We start from the raw sequence: 20,827 nt of genomic DNA on the forward strand, positions 1-20,827 counted from the left end.
GCTCTTCTCGGCAACTAGAGGCCAACCACCGCGGGAAGGCCGCTTATATCGCGGATTTCCGTATAGCCGTAATAAGGCGTCGAGGGTTCATGGCCGCGGGCCACGAAAACCTTGTTCTTGATGCCGATGTCGTGCGCGGACATCAGGTCGTAGCGCAAGCTGGATGAAACGTGCAGCACGTCCTCCGGGCCGCAGTTCAAATGGTCCAGCATATATTCGAAGGCCGTCAAACGCGGTTTGTAGGCTTGTGCCTGCTGTGCCGTAAAGACCTTGTGAAAAGGCGCACCGAGCTTGTCGACGTTATGCTGGATTTGCTCGTCGGCGGCATTCGAAAAAATGACGAGAGGGAACTCTTTGGCCACTCGCGCCAACGGCGCAGACACATCGGGGTGAGGCCCCCATGTCGGGACGGCTTCGTAGAACTTCGCAGCCTCGGCATCGGTCGTTGCAATGCCCCAGCGGCGGCAAGTGCGCTTCACCGCATTGGTTACGACGTCTTTGTACGGTTTCCAGGCGCCCAGCACCTCGTCCAGGCGGTAGGCGGCAAATTGCTGAACGAATACCGGCATGTCTTGCGCAGAGACGCGATCGGCGAACAGGCTTCTGGCCAGGTCCGACATTTGAAACTGCGTAAGGGTGCCGTAACAATCGAAAGTAATGAATTTAGGCCTGAAAGTAGCCATCGTCGCCGTCCTCTGGTTATGTCGTTTTGTCTGCCGGAGACATTCCCCGGCCAACGTTGATTAATAAGAAGCTTGCGCTGTGTGCATCAAGAATTTCACAACAGCTCATGCCAAGAATTACACCATGCGCTCAAATCAAGAACGCTCCTTTTTTACCCTGCCGCAAAACAGAAATAGCCGTTTTAAGCCGCTCAGTCAGCATAGTTTGCCGGGCCGTATTTTGGAGCTGAAAATCGCGGGTTTTCGAGCCTGCGCCATAGGTAGGAACCCTACTTCACTTGGTTAAGTCGATCAGCACGCTTTTGCTACGCCGGCTGGCTTCGAACGCCTGCATTCCGAGATCCTTTCCTATGCCGGAGCGCTTGTACCCTCCCGTCGGGATGACGAAGTCTGCCGACCGGCCATAACGATTGATCCATACGTTGCCTGCCTCCAGGCCGCGCGCAAGCCGCATTGCCCGCCCCAGGTCGGCGGTGTATAGGCCCGCCGCCAGCCCATAATCGGGATGATCGGCCAGCGCCAATGCTTCGCTTTCGTCGTCAAATACTTGCACGGTCAGTACCGGCCCGAATATTTCCTGGGTCAACGCGTCCATGCCATCGCACAGGCCCGTAAGAATGGTGGGCAGATAATAGGCACCATTTCCGGCCACCGAAGCACGCTGCCCGCCACTCACGACTTGCGCGCCGGCCTGGACAGAGCGGCCGACAATGCTCTCTATCCGGTCGGCCTGGGTATTGGAAATAATCGGCGACAGCGTCGTGTCGCAAGCCCAGGTATGCCCCGCCTTCAGGGTGGAGAAGAAAGTTGAAATATCGCCGACGATTCGCTCCGCAATAGAGCGCTGCACGATCAATCGCGACCCCGCGTTGCATACCTGCCCGGCATTACCCGATATGGCGCGCGCGATCACGCGGGCCGCATTGGCCAGGTCGGGTGCGTCGGCAAAGACGATCTGCGGGCTTTTTCCGCCCAGTTCGAGTGTGACCGGCTTGGTGCCCGTCTCGGCGCACGCACGCATAATGGCCGCGCCGGTTCGCGTAGACCCGGTAAAGGTCACTTTGGATATCCCGGGATGACGGCACAAGCTGTCCCCCGTGACCTGGCCGTTGCCTTGTATGACATTGAAAATGCCCGCCGGCATCCCCGCGGCAATGGCCAGCTCGGCTAAACGCAGCGCCGTGAAAGGCGTCATTTCAGAGGGCTTGAGGACAACGGCATTGCCTGCGGCCAGCGCGGGGCCCACTTTCCACGACGCCATGACCAAGGGAAAGTTCCAGGGGGCAATCGCGCCGATGACCCCATAGGGCTCGGAAATGACCATGCCCAGTTGATCGCTGCCGGTCGCGGCGACGTCGCCCCCATGCTTATCGGCGCATTCGGCAAAAAAACGAATCCCTTCGGCGGTAAAAGGCACATCCCACGTTCTGGCGTCACGCAGCGGGCGAGTCGAGCCCACGGCCTCCATGGCCGCCAGCGTATCCACGTCGGCGTCGATCAGATCGGCCCACCGCCGCAGAATCCGCGCGCGGTCACGCGGCGGCTGCGTCGCCCAACAACTGGTTTTCCAGGCGTGTAAAGCGTTCTCGACAGCGCGGTTGACCATGTCCGCATCGGCCACAGGCAAACCGGCATAGGCATGTCCGTCCGAGGGTCGCAGCACCTCAAATAAATCGGGCTGAGTCTCTATATATTCGCCCCCGATAAAATGGGCGCTTCTAACCGATACCTGATCCGGGGAAAAGTTTTTCATCAATCATCCTGTAATAATCGAAGCCGCACATACACGCATCGGTGCGTGTAGCGCAGCAAGCATTTTGATTTTTTAAATACTAAGCCCAGGCGCCACGCATTTCTTGCCGTAAAGCCGGAAAGCAACATCACAAAATTGCGTTGTTTTGGGCGCAACGGCGGATCCTGCGCGCAAGGCCGCAATCGTTCGAGCCGGCATGCCTATAGACACAATCCAGCCGCTGATAACCCTCTGGCGGGGGAATAACGAAGCCCAACAAGATCGTCCTATCAATTCCAGTTTTGCCATGCCAAAGTGGCTTATCCATAAGGAGTGTTTTGTGAACGACCAAACTGTGACTCCCCAAATTACCTTGCGCCCATTCGACAGCAAAGATCTTGTTCCGGCTCAACAGCTTTCTCTGGCCTTACTGTGGCCGCACCGGCTCGAAGACTGGCAGTTTGTCTACGAGCAGGGTCACGGATTCGTGCTCGAAGGCGAAGGAGACCCTGTGCCGGAATTGCTCGGTACGGCTCTATTCTGGCGTTATGGGAAAAGTCATGCGTCGCTGGGCATGGTCATTGTCAGCAGCGCCATGCAAGGACAAGGCCTTGGCCGTCGGCTCATGAGCCGGGTGCTGGAAGAAATTGGCGACCGCAGCGTTCAATTGAACGCGACTATTGCGGGCGAACCGCTATATCGGAAGCTGGGTTTTACACCGACCGGAAAAGTGCACCAACACCAAAGCGCAGCGTTAAAGCCTGCTTTTATTCCGCTGGCGCCGGGAGAGCGCATCCGCCCAATCGGGGCCAACGACAAGCCCAAGCTGGCGGCTCTGGACGCACTGGCATTCGGCGCAGATCGGTCGCCCATGATCGAGAGCCTGCTTGCCGCCTCCGATGGGGTTGCCATTGATCATGGCGGCGAAATTATCGGGTTTGCCCTAGTGCGCCGTTTCGGCCATGGCCGCGTTATTGGTCCAGTCGTTGCACCCGATATCGAACGAGCAAAGGCAATGATTAGCCACTGGGCCGGCATGTACACCGGCTCATTTATCCGTATCGACGTTCCAGCCGATACCGAATTGAGCCCATGGCTTAGCGAAATCGGGCTGATTCAGGTCGATACCGTGGTTTCCATGGTCAAGGGAACCGCGCCGCGCCCGGCACCCAAGGCCCGTATCTTCGGACTGGTCAATCAGGCGCTGGGCTAAACGCCGCCGGCCCATGAGCTTCCTGTATAAATCGGACCCGGTGCGCGGAGCCATATGGGCCCGCCTTTTTACCGAAAACGCGCCGGATATCCCGTTTTTCTCGTGGCCCGATTTCGGCGACCCGGCGAAAATTCGCTATCTGGCCGCCTGGCAGCCTCCCGATAAGCTGGCGACCTTATTCCCCAATCTCGAGATCGTGTTTTCAATTGGCGCCGGTATCGATCAATTCGATTTCTCGACCATACCGAAGCATGTCCACATCGTACGCATGATCGAGCCGGGTATTGCCGCGGGCATGGTGGAATACGTTATGCACGCGGTGCTGTCCGTGCATCTTCAGTCGTCTCTTTATGCACAGCAACAGGGCAAGAAGATTTGGCAGGCCCACGAAACCCGGCGCGCGTCATCGAGCCGGGTCGGGGTGATGGGGCTGGGTGTTTTAGGGCAATCGGTGCTGCGACGACTCGGTTCATTTGGTTTTCAGTGTGCGGGCTGGAGCCGTTCGGCGCATTCCATCGAGGGCGTGGCCTGTTATGCCGGCGACCAGGAGCGCCGGCCTTTTCTGGAGAACGTCGATATACTGATTTGTCTATTGCCTTTGACAGACAGCACACGCGGTATCCTAAACAAGGAACTCTTTGACGCCCTGCCCAAAGGGGCCGCTATTATCAATGTCGGCCGTGGCGGGCATTTGCGTAACGCCGATTTGCTCGCGGCGCTCGATAGCGGCCATTTGTCGGCCGCCATTCTGGATGTGTGCGAGCCCGAGCCCCTGCCGCCGCAACACCCGTTCTGGGGCCATCCCAAGATTATCCTGACCCCCCACATCGCCAGCCTGACCCAACCGGAGACGGCTGCGATGGTGACGCTGGATAATATTCGCCGCCATCAACGCGGCGAGCCTTTAAAGGGCGTGATCGATCGCGCCCTGGGCTATTGATTCCGTTTCCAAATCAATCGCGAAAGCGAAGCGCAGGCAGTACAACCAGGTACGACAAGCGAAGCTGACAAAGTGCACGGTTGATTTAGAAAGGGAATGACTCGACTCAAATCTGCCTTGCACAATGCAAACGGCAAATTATGTCGAATTCGCCTGAAATACCCAATTCTTCTCGATTTTGACCCTGCATCTTGCCAGCTATTACTGTAGGACCCAGCTTAAGATGAGTACAGGATAACCTCAGGAAGAATCATGCAAAACACCGCTCTTGTTGCACTCGATCGCAGCCACCTCATTCACCCGGTCGTCAATTTTCGCGCGCACGAAAAGCGCGGCGTAACCATTCTGGAGTCGGGGCATGGCGCCTACTTGCGCGACAAGCAGGGCAACGAGTTGCTGGACGCTTTTTCAGGGTTGTGGTGCGTCAATACCGGCTACGGGCAAGAAAGCATTATTCGGGCGGCCACCGAACAAATGACACGCCTTCCTTACGCGACGGGCTATTTTCACTTTGGCAGCGAGCCCGCCATCAGGCTTGCTGCGCAGATGATTGAACTGACCCCCGCCTCGCTGCAGCATATTTACTTCACACTCGGTGGATCCGACGCCATTGATACGGCCATCCGCTACATCATCCACCATTCCAATTCTTTAGGTTTACCGCAAAAGAAACACTTCATTTCGCTGGAGCGCGGCTACCACGGATCGTCGTTGATGGGATCAGGCCTGACCGCCATACCGAGTTTTCATCTGAATTTCGACGTCCCCACGGCGAATCAGCACTATATTGCGTCGCCCTATCCCTACCGCAATCCGGTGGGCCATGACGCGGGCGCCGTGATCCAGGGTTCTACCGACGCACTGCGGGCCAAAGTACAACAGCTCGGTGCTGATAACGTAGCGGCTTTTTTCTGCGAACCCATACAAGGATCGGGCGGCGTTATCGTGCCGCCCGCCGGCTGGCTCAAAGCCATGTCTCGGACCTGCCGTGAACTTGGGATTTTATTTGTCGTGGACGAAGTGATTACCGGCTTTGGCCGCACCGGCCCTCTCTTTGCCTGCGAGGCCGAAGGCGTCGAACCCGACCTGATGACCGTGGCTAAAGGCCTGACCGCAGGCTATGCCCCTATGGGAGCCGTGTTGATGTCCGACGCGGTTTATAACGTTATTGCCGATAGCTCTCCAGACTCGCCCGTTGGTCACGGGCAAACCTATTCGGCGCACCCTGTCAGCGCAGCGATTGGCCTTGAAGCATTGCGGCTCTATCACGAAGGCGGCTTGCTGGCCAACGGCCAGGCGGTGGCGCCGCATTTTGAGCAAGGGCTGCGCGATCTTATGCAGCACCCGCTGGTGGGCGATGCACGCAGCAAAGGCCTTTTGGGCGCGCTCGAACTGGTCGCCGACAAGGCCAGCAAACGCCGCTTCGATCCCTCATTGAAACTGAGCGAACGGATTGCCGAGATCGCCTACCGCCACAAGCTGATCTTCCGCGCATTTGGCGACAACGCCTTGGGCTTTGCGCCCGCGCTTTGTTACACCGACGCGGAACTCAACCTGCTTTTCGAGCGCCTGAAAGCCATTCTGGATGAAGTACTTGGCCTGCCCGATGTGCGGCGCTCGCTCGCCTAGCCTCACCTTTTCAGGTGAGTGTAAATATCGTTTGGCCGTTTGCAAAGGCCCGCACATAATCGTTATATTGGCGAATGCCGCTGGCACGAGCTCTCATTTTTCCAAGGCCCGGTGCACGTCGCCGGGCACGTCTACACATGATAGGATGAGGGCGGGAATAGAAAGTTGTAAATCTGATTTCGGAGTCACTATGATAGCCAGCGGGGCCCTAAAGCTCGACCGAATAGATATACGCATACTTTCCCATCTCCAGAAAAACAGCCGCATCACCAACGTCATGCTTGCCGATGCAGTAGGTTTGTCGCAAAGCCCTTGCCTGATCCGCGTCAAGCGCCTTGAGAAGGCCGGCTACATCACCGGTTACGGCGCGCATATCCCGCTGGAGAAACTGGGCAACGTCCAAATTGTCTTTACCGAGGTGACGCTTGCCGACCACCGTAGCGAAGATTTCGCCCGATTCGAGCGGGGCATACGCAATATCGATGAGATAGTGGAATGCCATTTGGTCAGTGGCGGCTACGATTACCTGTTGAAATTTGTGACCCACGGGGTCTCCCATTACCAAAGCGTTATCGAAGGCCTGCTTGAACAGCATCTGTGCATTGACAAGTATTTCAGTTATATCGTCATCAAATCACCTTTCGTCAAAAGCAACCCATCGCTGGAAAAATTCCTGCCGCCTGTGGGATGAACGTCTTTGTACGGTACCCGCTGACGGATTTTGATTCAACTCCAAACCTTTCAAATACCCCACACAATGAAAACACACTACAAGATTGCAGTCCTCCCAGGAGATGGTATTGGCAAGGAGGTCATTCCCGAGGGTTTACGCGTGGTTAAAGCCGCCGCGCAGCGTTTTGGCATTGCGCTGGAACTCGTCGAGTTCGACTGGGCCAGTTGCGACTATTACGCACAGACCGGCAGCATGATGCCCGACAACTGGAAAGAGCTGCTTCTTCCCATGGATGCGATTTATTTCGGCGCCGTGGGCTGGCCCGCCATCGTCGCTGACCACATTTCGCTCTGGGGCTCACTGCTGAAATTTCGCAGGGAATTCGACCAGTATATTAATCTGCGGCCGGCGCAAACCTTTGCCGGGGTGCGCAGCCCGCTGGCCGGCCGCACCGCGGGCGATATCGATATGCTGATCGTGCGCGAAAACACCGAAGGCGAGTACTCGTCGGTTGGCGGCATCATGTATGAAGGCACGGAAAACGAAGTGGTCATGCAGCAGTCGATCTTTTCGCGCCGCGGCACAGAACGGGTGATGAAGTTTGCTTTCGAGCTGGCAAAAACGCGGGCTCGCAAACACGTCACCGTGGCCACCAAAAGCAACGGTATTTCCATCTCGATGCCCTGGTGGGATGCGAGGGCCAGCGAAGTGGCCAGCGCGTACCCCGACATCAGTTGGGACAAGCAGCACATCGACATTCTATGCGCCCGCTTTGTGTTAAGCCCGGAGCGCTTTGACGTGGTCGTGGCCTCCAACCTTTTCGGCGACATCTTGTCCGATCTTGGGCCCGCCTGCACCGGCACGATCGGCCTGGCTCCCTCGGCCAACCTGAATCCGGAACGCCGTTTTCCGTCGTTGTTCGAGCCCGTGCACGGCTCGGCGCCCGATATCTATGGCAAGAACATCGCCAATCCGGTCGCGGCCATCTGGTCGGGCGCCATGATGCTCGACTTCCTGACCAACAGCAAGGGGGCAGGGCACGAGGCTCACGATGCTATTCTTGCCGCGATCAAGGCGGTGCTGATATCGGGTCCGCATACCCCCGATTTAGGCGGCAAGGCCTCGACAACCGACGTGGGCAAGGCCATTGCCGAACGGCTGCTGGCTTCGAACTAGGCAGTTGGCACCCACGAGGGGTGCCACTACAAATACATATCTCTGGATTCTGTAGTGCCACCCCTTGTGGGTGGCAAAACCCCGACCAGCAAAACTGGTATCTTGCATCGATGACAGGCACAAGGCCTGTCGCTACAGGCCAAGCCATCGCATCACCCCGTTGCCGGCCACGCGGCCGCTGGCCAGGCATGCGGTCAGCAGGTAGCCGCCGGTCGGAGCTTCCCAATCCAGCATTTCGCCCGCGCAAAACACGCCCGGCAAAGCCCGCAGCATTAAATCGTCATTCAAACCATCGAACTGCACGCCACCCGCCGTACTGATGGCCTCATCCAGCGGCCGCATGCCCACAAGGCGCACAGGCAGGCATTTGATGGCTCGCGCCAAAATTTCAGGATGCTCAAAGGCTGTTCTTGGCAGGCATTCGCGCAATAAACCGACCTTGACGCCATGCAGGCCCAGCCGGCTGCCCAAGTGACTGGACCAGGAACGGGCGCCGCGCGGCCTGGCGACCTCGGCCAGCACATACGCGGCGTCGCGCCCCGGCTGCAAATCGATATTCAAAACCGCAGCCCCTTCGGCCAGCGGCGTATCGCGCAAGTTTGCCGAATGTTCATGCCCAGTACCGCATTGACCACGGGCTTTGCCAAGCAGCGCATCGCGCAGGCACGCCGACCACGCATAGATCAGCCCGCCTTCCAGGCCATCGGCGGTTACCATGCATTCGCCACGACGCATTTCAAAGCCTTCCGGCGCCATGGCGATCGATTTCAACGGCTGGCCCGCAAAGCGCTCGGCAAAATAGGGGCTCCAATCCGCCACGAAACCACCATTGGCAGGCAGCAAAGGCGCCACACCCACCCCTTTTTGTTCCAGCAGCGTCTTCCATGCGCCATTTGAACCCAGCCGCGCCCAGCTGCCCCCGCCCAAAGCCAGGACCACGGCATCTGCGCGCCGGACAACAGCGCCGCCGGGCGCGTCCAGCAACAAAGCGCCATCGCCCGCCCAGCCGCGCCACACATGACGCGTATGGACATTCACGCCGGCCGCGCGCAGCCTTTGCAGCCAGGCCCGCAGCAAGGGCGCCGCCTTCATCTCGGTGGGAAACACCCGGCCCGACGATCCGATAAAGGTTTCTATCCCCAGTTCGTCGGCCCACCGCCGCAGAGCCTGGGCGTCGAACTGCGCCAGCCATGGGGACACCTGCGCTGCGCGCGCGCCAAATCGCGATCTGAAGGCCGCAGCCAGTTCGCTATGCGTCAGATTCAAGCCTCCGCGGCCAGCCAGCAAGAATTTGCGGCCCACCGACGGCATGGCATCGTAAACATCGACACGCGCGCCGCCCGCGGCAAGCGTTTCGGCTGCCATCAGGCCGGCCGGGCCGCCGCCTATTACGGCGACGGAGTAGGGAGATTTGGACATGGATGACATATTATTATGGTAGTGTCATGCCTGCAAAAGAAAATCAGTGCCGGAGCCGCTACATGCGTGTGAATATCCTTAGTGCGTCATTTAACGCGTCGGCGTGGCGGCTTCTGCCCAATCGCTGGGATTTCATCGCTTTTCCGCTCATTCTCTGCCTGATCGCCATGGGGGTGGTGGGGTACCACCAGACCATGGCGCCGATCTCGGTGCTCAAAACCCAGGCGATATCGCTCGATCCCTCAATGCTGCCCGGGTATGCGCTGCGCACCACTTTGCGCATGCTCGCGGCCATGGTCGCCTCATTGCTGTTTACGCTGATCTACGGGACGCTGGCCGCCAAGAGCCGGCGCGCCGAGAAAGTGCTGGTGCCCATTCTGGATATCCTGCAGTCGGTGCCTGTGCTGGGCTACATCTCCTTTACCGTCACGTTTTTCATCGCCCTCTTCCCCGGCCGGGTCGTCGGCGCCGAATGCGCAGCCATCTTCGCCATTTTCACCAGCCAGGCATGGAACATGACGTTCAGCTTCTATCAGTCGCTGCGCACGGTGCCGCGCGATCTGCTGGAGATGTCGCGCAGTTTTCATTTGACGCCCTGGCAGCGATTCTGGAAGCTTGAAGTGCCGTTTTCACTGCCCGGGCTAATCTGGAACATGATGATGTCCATGTCGGGCGGTTGGTTTTTCGTCGTCGCCTCGGAAGCCATCACGGTGGGCAACAACACGATTACGCTGCCCGGGATCGGCTCTTACCTGGCCGCCGCCATCGATCAGCGCAATCTCGAGTGCGTGGGCTACGTCATCCTTGTCATGGCGCTGGTTATTCTGGCTTACGACCAATTGCTGTTCCGCCCGCTGGTGGCGTGGGCCGACAAGTTCCGCATGGAAAACACCATGTCGGCCACCGAGCCCCAATCCTGGCTGCTCGACCTGATTCGGCGCACTCGCCTGATTACCCAATTGCTCAAGCCCGTGGGCTGGATACTGGCAACACTGGCCCGTATCCCCGCACGCTTGCCCGCCCTTTCGATGGGCCCTATAACAGCCTCCAGGCAGATGGACCGCAAGCCGTCAAAATGGGTCGACGCCATCTGGGCGCTGCTCGTTCTGCTGCTGACCGCCTATGTCATGTTCCGCGTGATCGCGTATGTGCGCACCGGCGTGGGTCTGTCCGAAGTGGGACAGGTTTTCCTGCTGGGCCTGCTGACCCTGGCGCGCGTATTGGTGCTGATCGCCATCGCGTCCGTTATCTGGGTGCCGCTGGGCGTAATGATAGGCCTGCGCCCCGCGCTGGCCGCAAAAGTCCAGCCCCTGGCGCAATTTCTGGCGGCCTTCCCGGCCAACCTGCTGTTCCCGGCGTTTGTGGTCGTCATCGTAAAATTCAATCTGAACGCCGATATTTGGCTGTCGCCGCTCATCATTCTCGGCACCCAGTGGTATATCCTGTTCAACGTCATCGCCGGCGCCACCGCATTTCCCAACGATTTCAAGGAAGCGGCGGCCAACTTCCGGATTCGCGGCTGGCAATGGTGGAAGAAAATCATCCTGCCCGGGATATTTCCGTATTACATAACGGGCGCCATTACGGCCTCGGGCGGAGCATGGAACGCGAGTATCGTTTCAGAATACGTGTCATGGGGCAGCGACAAGGTGGCCGCCCACGGCCTGGGCTCCTACATCGCCCAAAATACGGCGGCTGGCGATTTCCCCAAAATCATACTGGGCGTGGCCGTAATGTCGCTCTTTGTGACCCTGTTCAACCGCCTGTTGTGGCGCCCTCTGTATGCCTATGCCGATACCAAACTGCGCATGGATTAAGCCGATGACCCCGGCCCGGCGCAATCTCTTTATCTCGAACGCTTACTGAAGACCCTGCCATGCAAAATCCGGAAAACGCCGCAGCCAATGAAATACTGTGTGTCAAGCATGTTCGGCGCGGCTTTAACAAGTCGCAGGATGAGCTGTTGGTGCTCGACGATGTGAACCTGACTCTTAGCGAAAACGAAATCGTGGGGCTGCTGGGGCGTTCGGGCTCGGGGAAATCGACCCTGCTGCGCATCATCGCCGGCCTCATCAAACCCACCGGCGGCACGGTGACATATAGAGGCGAATCGTTGCAAGGCCCGGCCGAAGGCGTCGCGATGGTCTTCCAGACCTTCGCGCTGTTTCCGTGGTTAACGGTGCTGCAAAACGTGGAGGCCGGCCTGGAAGCGCTGGGCGTCAATCCGCAAGAGCGCCGCAAACGCGCGCTGGCGGCGATCGACTTGATCGGCCTGGACGGGTTCGAAAACGCCTACCCGCGCGAGCTGTCGGGCGGAATGCGCCAGCGCGTGGGCTTCGCGCGGGCTCTGGTGGTCGACCCGACCCTGCTGCTCATGGACGAGCCGTTTTCCGCCCTGGATGTGCTGACCGCCGAAACCCTGCGCACCGATCTGCTCGATCTTTGGAACGAGGGGCAACTGAAAATCAAATCGGTGCTGATCGTTACCCATAACATTGAAGAAGCCGTATTCATGTGCGATCGGATACTGGTGCTGTCGTCCAACCCGGGGCGCGTCGTCGCCGAAATCAAGGTGCCCTTCGCGCATCCCCGCAACCGCCTCGACCCGGCGTTTCGCCGGCTGGTCGACGACATCTACGCCCAGATGACGGCCCGCGCAACAACGGGCGGCATCCACAAGGAGCTGGAACTGGGCGCCTGGCTGCCGCAGGTTTCAACCAATCTGATGGCCGGGTTGGTCGAAACGCTGGCCATGGCTCCCTACAACGGCAAGGCCGATCTGCCTGAAATCGCCCGTACGTTGCATCTTGAAGTGGATGACCTGTTTCCTGTCTCCGAGATGCTGCAGCACTTGGGGTTTGCCGACATGCGCGAAGGCGACATTTTGCTGACCCAGGCGGGCAAGCTGTTTGCCGACGGCGATACCCAGGAGCGCAAGCTGATGTTTGCCGAGCATCTGGTGCGCTCGGTGCCCATGGCGGCGCGGATCCGCCAGGTACTTAATGAGCGGCCCGGGCATCGTGCACCGCGGGTACGTTTTGAGCAGGAGCTTGAAGATTTTTTATCCGACAGCGCAGCCGAAGAAACACTCGATGCCGTCATCAATTGGGGACGATATGCAGAGATTTTCTCTTACGACGACCAGGCGGAAACCTTCAGCCTGGAGGATATCGAATCCTGATCGGTTTTACTCTATTTCCAAATCGCTTCTGTACACAAAAGCGCAGTTGAAAATGTAGCGGCAGCCCTTGTGGCTGCCATGTTCGATGGATGGGTTATCCGTTATTGCGCAGATGGCACCCACAAGGGGTGCCGCTACAACTCAGTCGGTGCCGCTGCAACCCAGTCCTGATTAAGACCCAGTCTTAAAACGCATCCACCTTCCATTCATAATCGACAGCCACCTCGCCCAGCACGCGCAGGCGCGCGTCGGGTTCCAAAGTCAATGCGCCAAGCAGGCGCTGGTTGAAGCCTTCAAGCGTAGCCTTGGCGCGATCGGCAAAGGCCGGGTCGACGGCCTGATCCTCATATTTGATGACATAGGTTTGAGCGGCCACGCCCACCACAAAATACAGGCCGGCGTTCTCCGGATCGATTTTCATCAAGTCGAAGGCGTCTTTGAAAAAGGTCTTGAACGAATCACTGCCCGACTCCGAGCGCTCGAAACGTTGCGCAATTTCTTTAAATGTCATTTTGATGATTACTCCCAAAGTCTTTCCGACAGGATTTCAATTTCATTTCCAAATCAACGGCACGCCATCACTCCAGCTCCACGCCTTTAAGTTCGGGAATCAGGAAAACCGTGGCAAACATATCCAGCACGTAGATGGCGGCCAGCAACGCGATAGCAACCTGGAACGAATACGCCGTAGCCAGCGCGCCCACCACAATCGGGCCGAACCCCCCAATGGCGCGCCCGATATTGAAGAGCAAGTTCTGTGCGGTAGCGCGCGCCTCGGTCGGATAAGCTTCGGACATCAGCGCGCCATAGCCGCCCAGCATGCCATTGACGAACATGCCCATTACGGCGCCCGCCCAGAGCATGGAATCAGGATCGTTAAGCTGCGAATAGACCAGCACCATCACGACCGCGCCGGCCTGGAACAACAGGAAACTGGGCTTGCGGCCGATGCGGTCGGCCAATTGGCCAAACAGGTAAATGCCCGCCATCATTCCCAGAATAGTCACCGAGGTCCAGAGGGCCGATTTGGTCAGACCAAAGCCCAAGTGGTTGGCCAGAAAGCTGGGCATCCAGATCATGATTCCGTAATAGCCAAAATTCTGCACGCCGCACAGGACAACGATGCCAAGGCTGGTACGGGTGGTACGGCCATCTTTCACAAGCAGCTTGAAAGCCCTTGTTCTTGGGCCCTTTTTCGCCGCGTGGCGCACGAACAGCTCGGGCTCATGCAGCCTGCGGCGTATGACCCAGGCAACAATGGCAGGGATTACACCGACCATGAACATGCCGCGCCACCCTATGTGGGGCAGCAATAGGGGCGTGAGCAGTGCGGCGCACAGCACGCCTACCTGCCAACCCAGCGCCACGTAAGACGACACGCGTGCACGATGTTTGGCCGGCCAGGCCTCAGCCGCCAGTGCCATCCCGATCCCGAATTCGCCGCCCAGGCCTATGCCTGCGATAGTGCGGTAGGCCAGCAGATCCCAGTAGCCCTGCGCAAATGCGCATAGCCCGGTAAAGACGCCAAAGAGCACGATAGTCCATGTCAATACGCGAACACGACCGTAATAATCGCTTAGCCAGCCAAAAACAATCCCGCCGAACACGGCGCCGACCAGCGTCCAGGTCACCAGGGCGCCCGCCTGCCCTCGAGTCAGATGAAGGTCGGCCGAGATGGCCGTCAGCATAAAGCCCAGGATCAGTAAATCAAAACCATCCATAGCGTAGCCGATGGCCGAGCCCGCCAGCGCTTTCCAGCCATAACCGCTCACCGTGCTTTTGCCGACAGCGACATCCGCCGCCGAGATTGCCTGCGCTTCCACCTTGCGACACTCCTTTAACCGTTATTCAAAAGAGGGCGTGGAATCGATTCGATGGCAGCCTCATGGTTTAGCTTTATATACTGATATGGCTTTCGAGATTTTAGTAGCGGCTTTGGCTAGGTGTAAACACTGATTGGCGCCGCGTTGTGTAACAACATTTCTACCCTATTATTCACGATGAGCCACACAACAGGCTCTGGAGAGGTTCCCTGATGAATCAGAATATTGGCCTGATAGGCTTGGGCGCAATGGGCATGGGCATGGCCGGCTCGCTGCGGCGTGCCGGCTATCGCGTGCATGTGTGCGACGTGCGCACCGAAGTGGCGCAAGCGTTTGCGGCTGACGGCGGGGTGGCTTGCGCGACCCCTTCGGACGTGGCACAGGCCTGCGAGGTGCTGATCAGCGTCGTAGTGAACGCGGCGCAAACCGAAGCTGTGCTGTTTGGCGAGGGCGGAGCGGCCGCGGCGCTGAAACCAGGCAGCGTGTTCGTGATGTGCTCCACCGTTGCTCCCAACTGGTCGATCGAGCTTGAACAACGTTTGGCCGAGCGTAATCTGCTGTATCTGGATGCGCCCATTTCGGGCGGTGCCGCCAGAGCCGCGTCGGGTGAAATGACCATGATGACGGCGGGCCGCCCAGATGCCTACGCCAAGGCAGGCCAGGTGCTCGATGCCATGGCGGGCAAGGTCTACCGGCTGGGCGACCGCGCGGGCAACGGCAGCAAGATAAAAATAATCAACCAATTATTGGCAGGCGTACACATCGCCGCAGCCGCCGAAGCCATGGCGTTGGGGCTGCGCGAAGGGGTCGACGCGGCCGCTCTTTACGAGGTCATTACCCACAGCGCCGGCAACAGCTGGATGTTCGAGAATCGCATGGAGCACGTACTGGCCGGCGACTACACCTCACGTTCAGCCGTGGACATCTTCGTCAAGGACTTGGGGCTGGTGCTCGATACCGCGCGCGCCAGCAAATTCCCCCTGCCCCTGTCGGCCACGGCGCACCAAATGTTCATGCAGGCCTCCACCGCAGGCCACGCGCACGAGGACGACTCGGCCGTGATCAAAATCTTTCCCGGGATCTCGCTGCCGGCAAAGGGCTGAGTGTTATTGGCTCGCGGGGATGGCAGCCACAAGGGCTGCCGCTACACGAGCAACGGGCTGGTATTGGTAGCGGCACCCCTTGTGGGTGCCATCGTCCCTACACGAGCAATCGATACACTTCTGTAGCGGCACCCCTCGTGGCTGCCATCCCCGCTACAATACCCACCCATTGCGCCACCGAGAATTTGAATGAAAAAAACCGATCTGGAAAAGAACAAAGCCCTAAAGATTGTGGGAAAGATGAAGCAAAGCGCAATACCGGGCCGCTTCGCGGCGGACTCCAGCGTGGCGGCCATTGATCGCCGCGAGCAACGCAAGCTGGACCAGGCGCAAGGCCTGGTTTCGTTTCCAGTCAAGCTTAAACAAACCCTGATTGAAGAAATCCGCGCCCGCGCTACAGCACAAAACCTGAGCGTTAGTCAGGTTGTTGGCGAGTTGCTGGAAAAAGGGTTGAAGGGCTGATGACACGCGTGGATATGGCACCCACAAGGGGTGCCGCTACGAAAGCGTACCGGTCGCTCATGTAGCGGCAGCCCTTGTGGCTACCATGGTGGCATGGATAGAAAATCGCGGTTCTATTTACGATTATTTATTAGATACGATGGCAGCCACAAGGGCTGCCGCTACATGCCTAGGTAAGCCTTGCGAACTTCGTCGGACGCGGCCAGTTCGGCGGCGGTTCCCTCGATGGCGATGCGCCCGCTTTGCATGACATACGCGCGCGCCGCCACTTCCAGGGCCTGCGCCATGTTCTGCTCGACCAGCAAAACCGACAGGCCGTGCTGCCGATTCAGCTCGGCCAGCGCATCGAAGACCTGCTCGACCAATAAAGGCGACAAACCCAGGCTGGGCTCATCGATCAGCAAGAGACGCGGCCCGCTCATCAGCGCCCGGCCTATGGCCAGCATCTGGCGTTCACCGCCGGACATCGTGCCGGCCAGCTGTTCGCGCCGTTCCTGCAAGCGTGGAAAAAGCGCATAGACCTGCTGCAGACGTTGCCGGTAGACGGCCTGGTCGCGCACGATATATGCGCCCAGATGCAGATTCTGCTCCACCGACTGACGTGCGAATACGCGCGCGCCCTCCGGGATCATGGCTATGCCTTTCTTGATCAGAGCCTCGGGGGGCTGTGCCGTAATATCCTGCCCCTCGAACGTCACCCGCCCGCTTCCCGGCTTGACCGACCCCACAATAGCCAGCAGGGTGCTGGATTTGCCCGCGCCGTTGGCACCCAGCAAAGCCGTTATTTCGCCGGCACGCACTTCCAGCGATATGCCCCGCACCGCCTGCACGCCGCCGTAGGCCACATTCAAATCCTTTACCGTCAGCATCGCTTCAGACACGGTACTTCCTTCCCAAATAGGCTTCGATCACAGCCGGATTGCGTACGATCTCCTGCGGCGGGCCTTCGGCAATCATCTGCCCGAAATTGAGCACCAGCACGCGATGCGCCAGGCGCATCACGACCTCGAGCACATGTTCGACAATGATCAGCGTAACCCCGGCGGCGTGAATACCGCGCAGAATTTCGGTCAAGGCAATCACCTCATTGGGATTCAAGCCGCCCGCCACCTCGTCAAGCAACAGCATCCGCGGCTCGGTGGCCAAGGCACGAGCCAGTTCCACCCGTTTCTGGCCCGCCACGTTCAATTCCGCCGCTCGCACGTCCATCCGGTCAGGCAAGCCTACCAGCTCCAGCACACGCTCGGACGCCTCGCGGGCATCCGCCAGCCTGGGATGGCGCAACAAGGCACCCACCATGGTGTTTTCCAGCACAGTCATCTGGCCGAAGCTGCGCGGTATCTGATAGGTATGCACCAGGCCCATCGCCGCGATCTGTTCGGGCGCCAATCCCACCGTGGATTTGCCGTTGAACGTTATGGAGCCGGAACTCGGCTCATGATGCCCCACCAGGCCATTGAAGAGCGTGCTTTTCCCGGCGCCGTTGGGGCCAATGATGGCCAGGATTTCACCCGCCTCGACCGTCAGGCTGATGTCCTTGTTGGCCACCAACCCGCCAAAGCGTTTGGTCAGGTCCTTAACGTCCAGTAGCGCCACGCCGCCTCCTCAGTGTTACCAGGCCGCCCGGCAAAAACAGCGTCACCAGCAAAATGGTCAAACCAAAAATCAGCAAACCCAGGCCCAGGCCTGAACTGCCCCACAACACGCGCGTGCCTTCGGACAAAGGGATCAGCAGCGCCGCGCCCAGCCACGGGCCGAACAGCGAGCCGATGCCGCCCAGAGTCGCCACCAGTACGATCTGCACGGAAAGCGTCAGGTTGAACATGGAATCGGGATCGATAAAGCCCACATACATGGCGAAAAAGCCGCCCCATACGCCCGTGATGACCCCGGACCAGACGAAAGCCAGCATCTTGTAGCGCTCGGCCGGCACGCCCAGGCTGCGGGCCGCCCCTTCATCGCCATTGATGGCGCGCCAGTAAAAGCCGATTTTCGAATGCACCAGAAAATAGGTGCTTAGAAAGGTCAGCAGGCCCAACGCAATGGCCATCCAGTAATACGGCACCTTGGTGCGAAACAGCAGCATCCAGGGCGCGCTGGCAATAGGCGCCTCCAGGCCCACCGCGCCACCGGCCCACGACCAGTTGGTGACCAGGATCAGGCCAATCTGCAGCAGCCCTATGGTGGCCATGGCAAAGTAATGGCCGGATAACCGCAAGGTGGGCCGCCCCACCACATAGGCGATGACACCTGCGATCAGGCCGCCGACGGGAATCCCGATCAGCGGCGTCAGTTGCAGATGACGCAACAACAGCAGCGTGGTGTAGCCGCCTATGCCGATAAATACACAATGCCCGAACGACACGCGGCCAAGGAACCCTCCCACCAGATTCCACGCGGCGCCCAGCGCGCCAAACATGACCACCAGCAGCAGCACCTGAATCGTGAACGTATCCGCGACCGCGAACGGCACCAGCGCCAACACTACCGCTACGATAATTGCGGCCAGCAAAGGCAGCCGCGAAACCGACGATTTGCTCATGTCACCACCGCCCGAACAGGCCGTGCGGCCGATACCAGAGCACCAGCACAAACACAATGTAGACGCTGACGGTCTTCAGTGCGGGCTCGACGAAATAACCGGTCATGGCCTCGATCAGGCCTATCAGTATCCCAGCGATAAAGGCCCCCGGGAGCGAACCAAAGCCCCCCATGCAAACGGCGACAAACGCCATTAGGCCAAACACAGTGCCTACCGACGGGAACACATAGAAAAAAGTAGTAAGCAGCGCGCCGGCCAGGCCGACCACGGCGCTACCCAGCACCCAGACCTGCGCATTGACACGATCGGGCGAGATGCCCACCAGCGCGGCAACCTGGCGATCTTCGGCCACCGCTTGCAGCGCATGGCCCCAGCGGGTGCGATAGACCAGGAAAAACAAGGCGACAATCACCACCAGCGCCACGATTCCCGTGACGACTTGCGGGCGCCCGATAGAGATCCCCCCCAGGCTGATGCTGCCCGAGATCAGCGTATCGGGCAGGCTGCGATAATCGGGGGTAAAGAAGATGAAGGCCAGCTGCTGCAACACGACGGCAAGCCCGAAGGTAGCCAGAATAATGGCCATGGGCGGCCCTTTCTGCAAACGGCGTATCACCAGAGAGTACGTCATGAAACCGACGAATCCCAGCAAACAGGCCACCAGCGGCGCGGACATGGTCGGATCGACGTGGCCCAGGGTAAACATCCAGTACGCGGCATACATGCCCAGCATCAGGAACTCGCCATGGGCAAAGTTCAGGACATCGGTAATGCCCCATATCAACGCCAGGCCGACGGCCACGGCGGCATAGATCAAGCCATTGAAAAGGCCTGCCGAAAGCGCTTCAAACATGCAAAACTCCAATGGGCGGGCCTGGCGGCCCACCCTGCGCTATCTTGCTTACTTCCAGCTAAAGGGCAAAGTTGGCATGGTGCTGTCCAGCTTGTATTTTTCGGGCCAGACGGTGTGGTACTGGCTACCCTTGAGTTCAAGGATCAGGCCAGAGCCTTTGTCGTTCTGACCCTTGGCATCAAACTTGACGCCTGCCCACGGCATGATCAACTGCGCATCATCCATATTGGTGGCGACCAATGCCTTGCGGATAGCCTCCGGATCGGTCGAGCCCGCGCGGTTGATGGCTTCGGCCAGCACCAGCACGCCTTGCATCGAACGCGCATTGTTGCCGTTCATGTCCTTGCCGGTCTTGGCCTTGTACATGTCGTTGATGGTCTTGATGATGGGCTTGGCGGTCGTCAGATCGTTACCCCAGACATCGCGCGTCAACACGCCCTGCACTTGCGGGCCCACTTCCTTCACAAAGCGCGAATCGATGAAGCCCGCATCATTGGCCAGGAAAACCGGCGGCGCATATTTCATTTCACGCATGGTCCGCACGAACAGCATGGCGTCGGACGTATAGCTGGCGAAAATAGCCACATCGGGCTTGGCGGCAGCCAGTTTTTGCACTTCGGCCGAAACCGATGCCGAGCCCGCCGCGTAGGCGATATTGGCGACGATGGTGCGATGGTATTTCTTGGCGAATTTCTCGACCGCCTTGTAGGTATTCACGCCGAAGTCGGTATTCTCGTACACCACGGCAATCGTCTTGGTCGGCACTTTTTTCACGCCATCCAGAAACTGCATCATGTTGTCGACGAAGGTGTCGTCATTGGGCGTGGTGCGAAAGAACCACTTGTAGCCGCGCTCGGTCAGGTCGGGGCTGCTGGATTCCCCATTCAGAAAGGGGATGCCCATCTGTTCGGCGACCCGGCTGGCCGTCTTGGTGACTGCCGACTGATACGCCCCCGTGAGTGCCACCACTTTTTCTTGCCCCAGCAGGCGCTGCGCGTCGGCCAGCCCCACTTCGGGCTTGCCTTGGGAATCGGCAAACACCACCTCGATCTTGGCGCCGCCCAAATTGGGCAGGCCAGAGCCCGCCGCCAGCGGAATGCCCTTGAGTTCAGGGTGCGGATTATTGACGATATCCACCGCCAGCTCGATGGCGGCCTTGATCTCGGCGCCTGTCGAGGCCAGCGCGCCGCTCAACGGATAAATGGCCCCGATGCGCACCGTTTTCGTCTGCGCCACGGCGGGTTGCCCAAACGCCAGTGCAACGCAGGTTGCGATACCGGCTATCAGTTGCTTATTCATTTCTTCTTCTCCTTAATAATTCAAAATCGAAAACCGGACGAACGGGTCAAGCCTACGATGGGCCAAACCCACAAGCGCCGGCCACCAACACGCCGCTGG

General features: G+C 59.0%; 19 protein-coding genes. 9 read left to right on the forward strand and 10 right to left on the reverse strand.

What is annotated here, in order from left to right:
* Positions 1–14: 14 nt before the first annotated feature.
* A complete protein-coding gene (locus tag EDC26_RS01735; protein WP_132579520.1) occupies positions 15–683 on the reverse strand; it encodes a haloacid dehalogenase type II in 669 nt (222 codons plus the stop codon).
* Positions 684–957: 274 nt separating this feature from the next.
* Positions 958–2,436 carry an aldehyde dehydrogenase family protein gene (locus tag EDC26_RS01740; protein ID WP_132579521.1) on the reverse strand — a complete coding sequence of 493 codons (1,479 nt, stop codon included), beginning with the start codon at positions 2,434–2,436 and terminating at the stop codon, positions 958–960.
* Between the two features lie 319 nt (positions 2,437–2,755).
* Between EDC26_RS01740 and EDC26_RS01745 the strand changes: the two genes are divergently transcribed.
* The 5 genes from EDC26_RS01745 (at position 2,756) to EDC26_RS01765 (ending at position 8,046) form a co-directional block, all read left to right on the forward strand.
* Positions 2,756–3,628: a GNAT family N-acetyltransferase gene (locus EDC26_RS01745; protein ID WP_243700741.1), complete on the forward strand. Its 873-nt coding sequence runs from the start codon at positions 2,756–2,758 to the stop codon at positions 3,626–3,628.
* A gap of 13 nt (positions 3,629–3,641) precedes the next feature.
* Entirely contained in the window at positions 3,642–4,568 is a 927-nt protein-coding gene (locus EDC26_RS01750) for a 2-hydroxyacid dehydrogenase (RefSeq protein WP_132579522.1), read from the forward strand.
* A 252-nt stretch (positions 4,569–4,820) separates the two neighbouring features.
* Positions 4,821–6,197: an aspartate aminotransferase family protein gene (locus tag EDC26_RS01755; protein ID WP_132579523.1), complete on the forward strand. Its 1,377-nt coding sequence runs from the start codon at positions 4,821–4,823 to the stop codon at positions 6,195–6,197.
* Positions 6,198–6,387: 190 nt separating this feature from the next.
* Entirely contained in the window at positions 6,388–6,888 is a 501-nt protein-coding gene (locus EDC26_RS01760; protein ID WP_132579524.1) for an Lrp/AsnC family transcriptional regulator, read from the forward strand.
* 66 nt (positions 6,889–6,954) lie between these two features.
* Positions 6,955–8,046 carry a tartrate dehydrogenase gene (locus EDC26_RS01765; RefSeq protein WP_132579525.1) on the forward strand — a complete coding sequence of 364 codons (1,092 nt, stop codon included), beginning with the start codon at positions 6,955–6,957 and terminating at the stop codon, positions 8,044–8,046.
* 132 nt (positions 8,047–8,178) lie between these two features.
* On the opposite strand, the gene EDC26_RS01770 is transcribed toward EDC26_RS01765, so the two are convergent.
* Positions 8,179–9,474: a TIGR03862 family flavoprotein gene (locus tag EDC26_RS01770; protein WP_132579526.1), complete on the reverse strand. Its 1,296-nt coding sequence runs from the start codon at positions 9,472–9,474 to the stop codon at positions 8,179–8,181.
* Between the two features lie 53 nt (positions 9,475–9,527).
* Between EDC26_RS01770 and EDC26_RS01775 the strand changes: the two genes are divergently transcribed.
* Together EDC26_RS01775 and EDC26_RS01780 are read left to right on the forward strand one after the other, a co-directional pair.
* Positions 9,528–11,282: an ABC transporter permease gene (locus EDC26_RS01775; protein WP_132579527.1), complete on the forward strand. Its 1,755-nt coding sequence runs from the start codon at positions 9,528–9,530 to the stop codon at positions 11,280–11,282.
* Between the two features lie 59 nt (positions 11,283–11,341).
* Complete coding sequence (locus EDC26_RS01780) at positions 11,342–12,646, forward strand: ABC transporter ATP-binding protein (protein ID WP_132579528.1); 1,305 nt, start codon at positions 11,342–11,344, stop codon at positions 12,644–12,646.
* A gap of 184 nt (positions 12,647–12,830) precedes the next feature.
* Here EDC26_RS01780 and EDC26_RS01785 read toward each other — a convergent pair whose 3' ends face one another.
* Positions 12,831–13,157, reverse strand: coding sequence for a hypothetical protein (locus EDC26_RS01785; protein WP_132579529.1), 327 nt, complete (start codon positions 13,155–13,157; stop codon positions 12,831–12,833).
* A gap of 67 nt (positions 13,158–13,224) precedes the next feature.
* On the reverse strand, positions 13,225–14,469 hold the full coding sequence (locus EDC26_RS01790; protein WP_425012161.1) for an MFS transporter: 1,245 nt from the start codon (positions 14,467–14,469) through the stop codon (positions 13,225–13,227).
* 212 nt (positions 14,470–14,681) lie between these two features.
* Here EDC26_RS01790 and ltnD point away from each other — a divergent pair, with 212 nt between their 5' ends.
* Together ltnD and EDC26_RS01800 are read left to right on the forward strand one after the other, a co-directional pair.
* Positions 14,682–15,572 (forward strand): L-threonate dehydrogenase, encoded by an 891-nt coding sequence (ltnD, locus tag EDC26_RS01795; protein ID WP_132579530.1) that lies wholly within the window; start codon positions 14,682–14,684, stop codon positions 15,570–15,572.
* A 189-nt stretch (positions 15,573–15,761) separates the two neighbouring features.
* Entirely contained in the window at positions 15,762–16,034 is a 273-nt protein-coding gene (locus tag EDC26_RS01800; RefSeq protein ID WP_132579531.1) for a hypothetical protein, read from the forward strand.
* 161 nt (positions 16,035–16,195) lie between these two features.
* Here EDC26_RS01800 and EDC26_RS01805 read toward each other — a convergent pair whose 3' ends face one another.
* Genes EDC26_RS01805 through EDC26_RS01825 form a run of 5 tightly spaced genes read right to left on the reverse strand, consistent with a single transcriptional unit; the run spans position 16,196 to position 20,728 of the window.
* A complete protein-coding gene (locus EDC26_RS01805; RefSeq protein ID WP_132579665.1) occupies positions 16,196–16,903 on the reverse strand; it encodes an ABC transporter ATP-binding protein in 708 nt (235 codons plus the stop codon).
* A 4-nt stretch (positions 16,904–16,907) separates the two neighbouring features.
* Positions 16,908–17,630: an ABC transporter ATP-binding protein gene (locus EDC26_RS01810; protein ID WP_132579532.1), complete on the reverse strand. Its 723-nt coding sequence runs from the start codon at positions 17,628–17,630 to the stop codon at positions 16,908–16,910.
* Positions 17,611–18,576: a branched-chain amino acid ABC transporter permease gene (locus EDC26_RS01815; protein WP_132579533.1), complete on the reverse strand. Its 966-nt coding sequence runs from the start codon at positions 18,574–18,576 to the stop codon at positions 17,611–17,613. Before EDC26_RS01815 ends, EDC26_RS01810 begins: the two co-directional genes overlap by 20 nt.
* Position 18,577: 1 nt before the next feature.
* Positions 18,578–19,429: a branched-chain amino acid ABC transporter permease gene (locus EDC26_RS01820; RefSeq protein ID WP_132579534.1), complete on the reverse strand. Its 852-nt coding sequence runs from the start codon at positions 19,427–19,429 to the stop codon at positions 18,578–18,580.
* 48 nt (positions 19,430–19,477) lie between these two features.
* Positions 19,478–20,728, reverse strand: coding sequence for an ABC transporter substrate-binding protein (locus tag EDC26_RS01825; RefSeq protein WP_132579535.1), 1,251 nt, complete (start codon positions 20,726–20,728; stop codon positions 19,478–19,480).
* Positions 20,729–20,827 lie beyond the last annotated feature (99 nt).

This window comes from Paralcaligenes ureilyticus, assembly GCF_004346225.1.
GTDB classification, from domain to species: domain Bacteria; phylum Pseudomonadota; class Gammaproteobacteria; order Burkholderiales; family Burkholderiaceae_B; genus Paralcaligenes; species Paralcaligenes ureilyticus.

Excerpts from the sequence above, each read along its gene's own strand:
- EDC26_RS01735 (WP_132579520.1), bottom strand. The coding sequence starts at position 683 with ATGGCTACTTTCAGGCCTAAATTCATTACTTTCGATTGTTACGGCACC.
- EDC26_RS01740 (WP_132579521.1), bottom strand. The coding sequence starts at position 2,436 with ATGAAAAACTTTTCCCCGGATCAGGTATCGGTTAGAAGCGCCCATTTT.
- EDC26_RS01750 (WP_132579522.1), top strand. The coding sequence starts at position 3,642 with ATGAGCTTCCTGTATAAATCGGACCCGGTGCGCGGAGCCATATGGGCC.
- EDC26_RS01755 (WP_132579523.1), top strand. The coding sequence starts at position 4,821 with ATGCAAAACACCGCTCTTGTTGCACTCGATCGCAGCCACCTCATTCAC.
- EDC26_RS01760 (WP_132579524.1), top strand. The coding sequence starts at position 6,388 with ATGATAGCCAGCGGGGCCCTAAAGCTCGACCGAATAGATATACGCATA.
- EDC26_RS01765 (WP_132579525.1), top strand. The coding sequence starts at position 6,955 with ATGAAAACACACTACAAGATTGCAGTCCTCCCAGGAGATGGTATTGGC.
- EDC26_RS01770 (WP_132579526.1), bottom strand. The coding sequence starts at position 9,474 with ATGTCATCCATGTCCAAATCTCCCTACTCCGTCGCCGTAATAGGCGGC.
- EDC26_RS01775 (WP_132579527.1), top strand. The coding sequence starts at position 9,528 with ATGCGTGTGAATATCCTTAGTGCGTCATTTAACGCGTCGGCGTGGCGG.
- EDC26_RS01780 (WP_132579528.1), top strand. The coding sequence starts at position 11,342 with ATGCAAAATCCGGAAAACGCCGCAGCCAATGAAATACTGTGTGTCAAG.
- EDC26_RS01785 (WP_132579529.1), bottom strand. The coding sequence starts at position 13,157 with ATGACATTTAAAGAAATTGCGCAACGTTTCGAGCGCTCGGAGTCGGGC.
- ltnD (WP_132579530.1), top strand. The coding sequence starts at position 14,682 with ATGAATCAGAATATTGGCCTGATAGGCTTGGGCGCAATGGGCATGGGC.
- EDC26_RS01800 (WP_132579531.1), top strand. The coding sequence starts at position 15,762 with ATGAAAAAAACCGATCTGGAAAAGAACAAAGCCCTAAAGATTGTGGGA.
- EDC26_RS01805 (WP_132579665.1), bottom strand. The coding sequence starts at position 16,903 with ATGCTGACGGTAAAGGATTTGAATGTGGCCTACGGCGGCGTGCAGGCG.
- EDC26_RS01815 (WP_132579533.1), bottom strand. The coding sequence starts at position 18,576 with ATGAGCAAATCGTCGGTTTCGCGGCTGCCTTTGCTGGCCGCAATTATC.
- EDC26_RS01820 (WP_132579534.1), bottom strand. The coding sequence starts at position 19,429 with ATGTTTGAAGCGCTTTCGGCAGGCCTTTTCAATGGCTTGATCTATGCC.
- EDC26_RS01825 (WP_132579535.1), bottom strand. The coding sequence starts at position 20,728 with ATGAATAAGCAACTGATAGCCGGTATCGCAACCTGCGTTGCACTGGCG.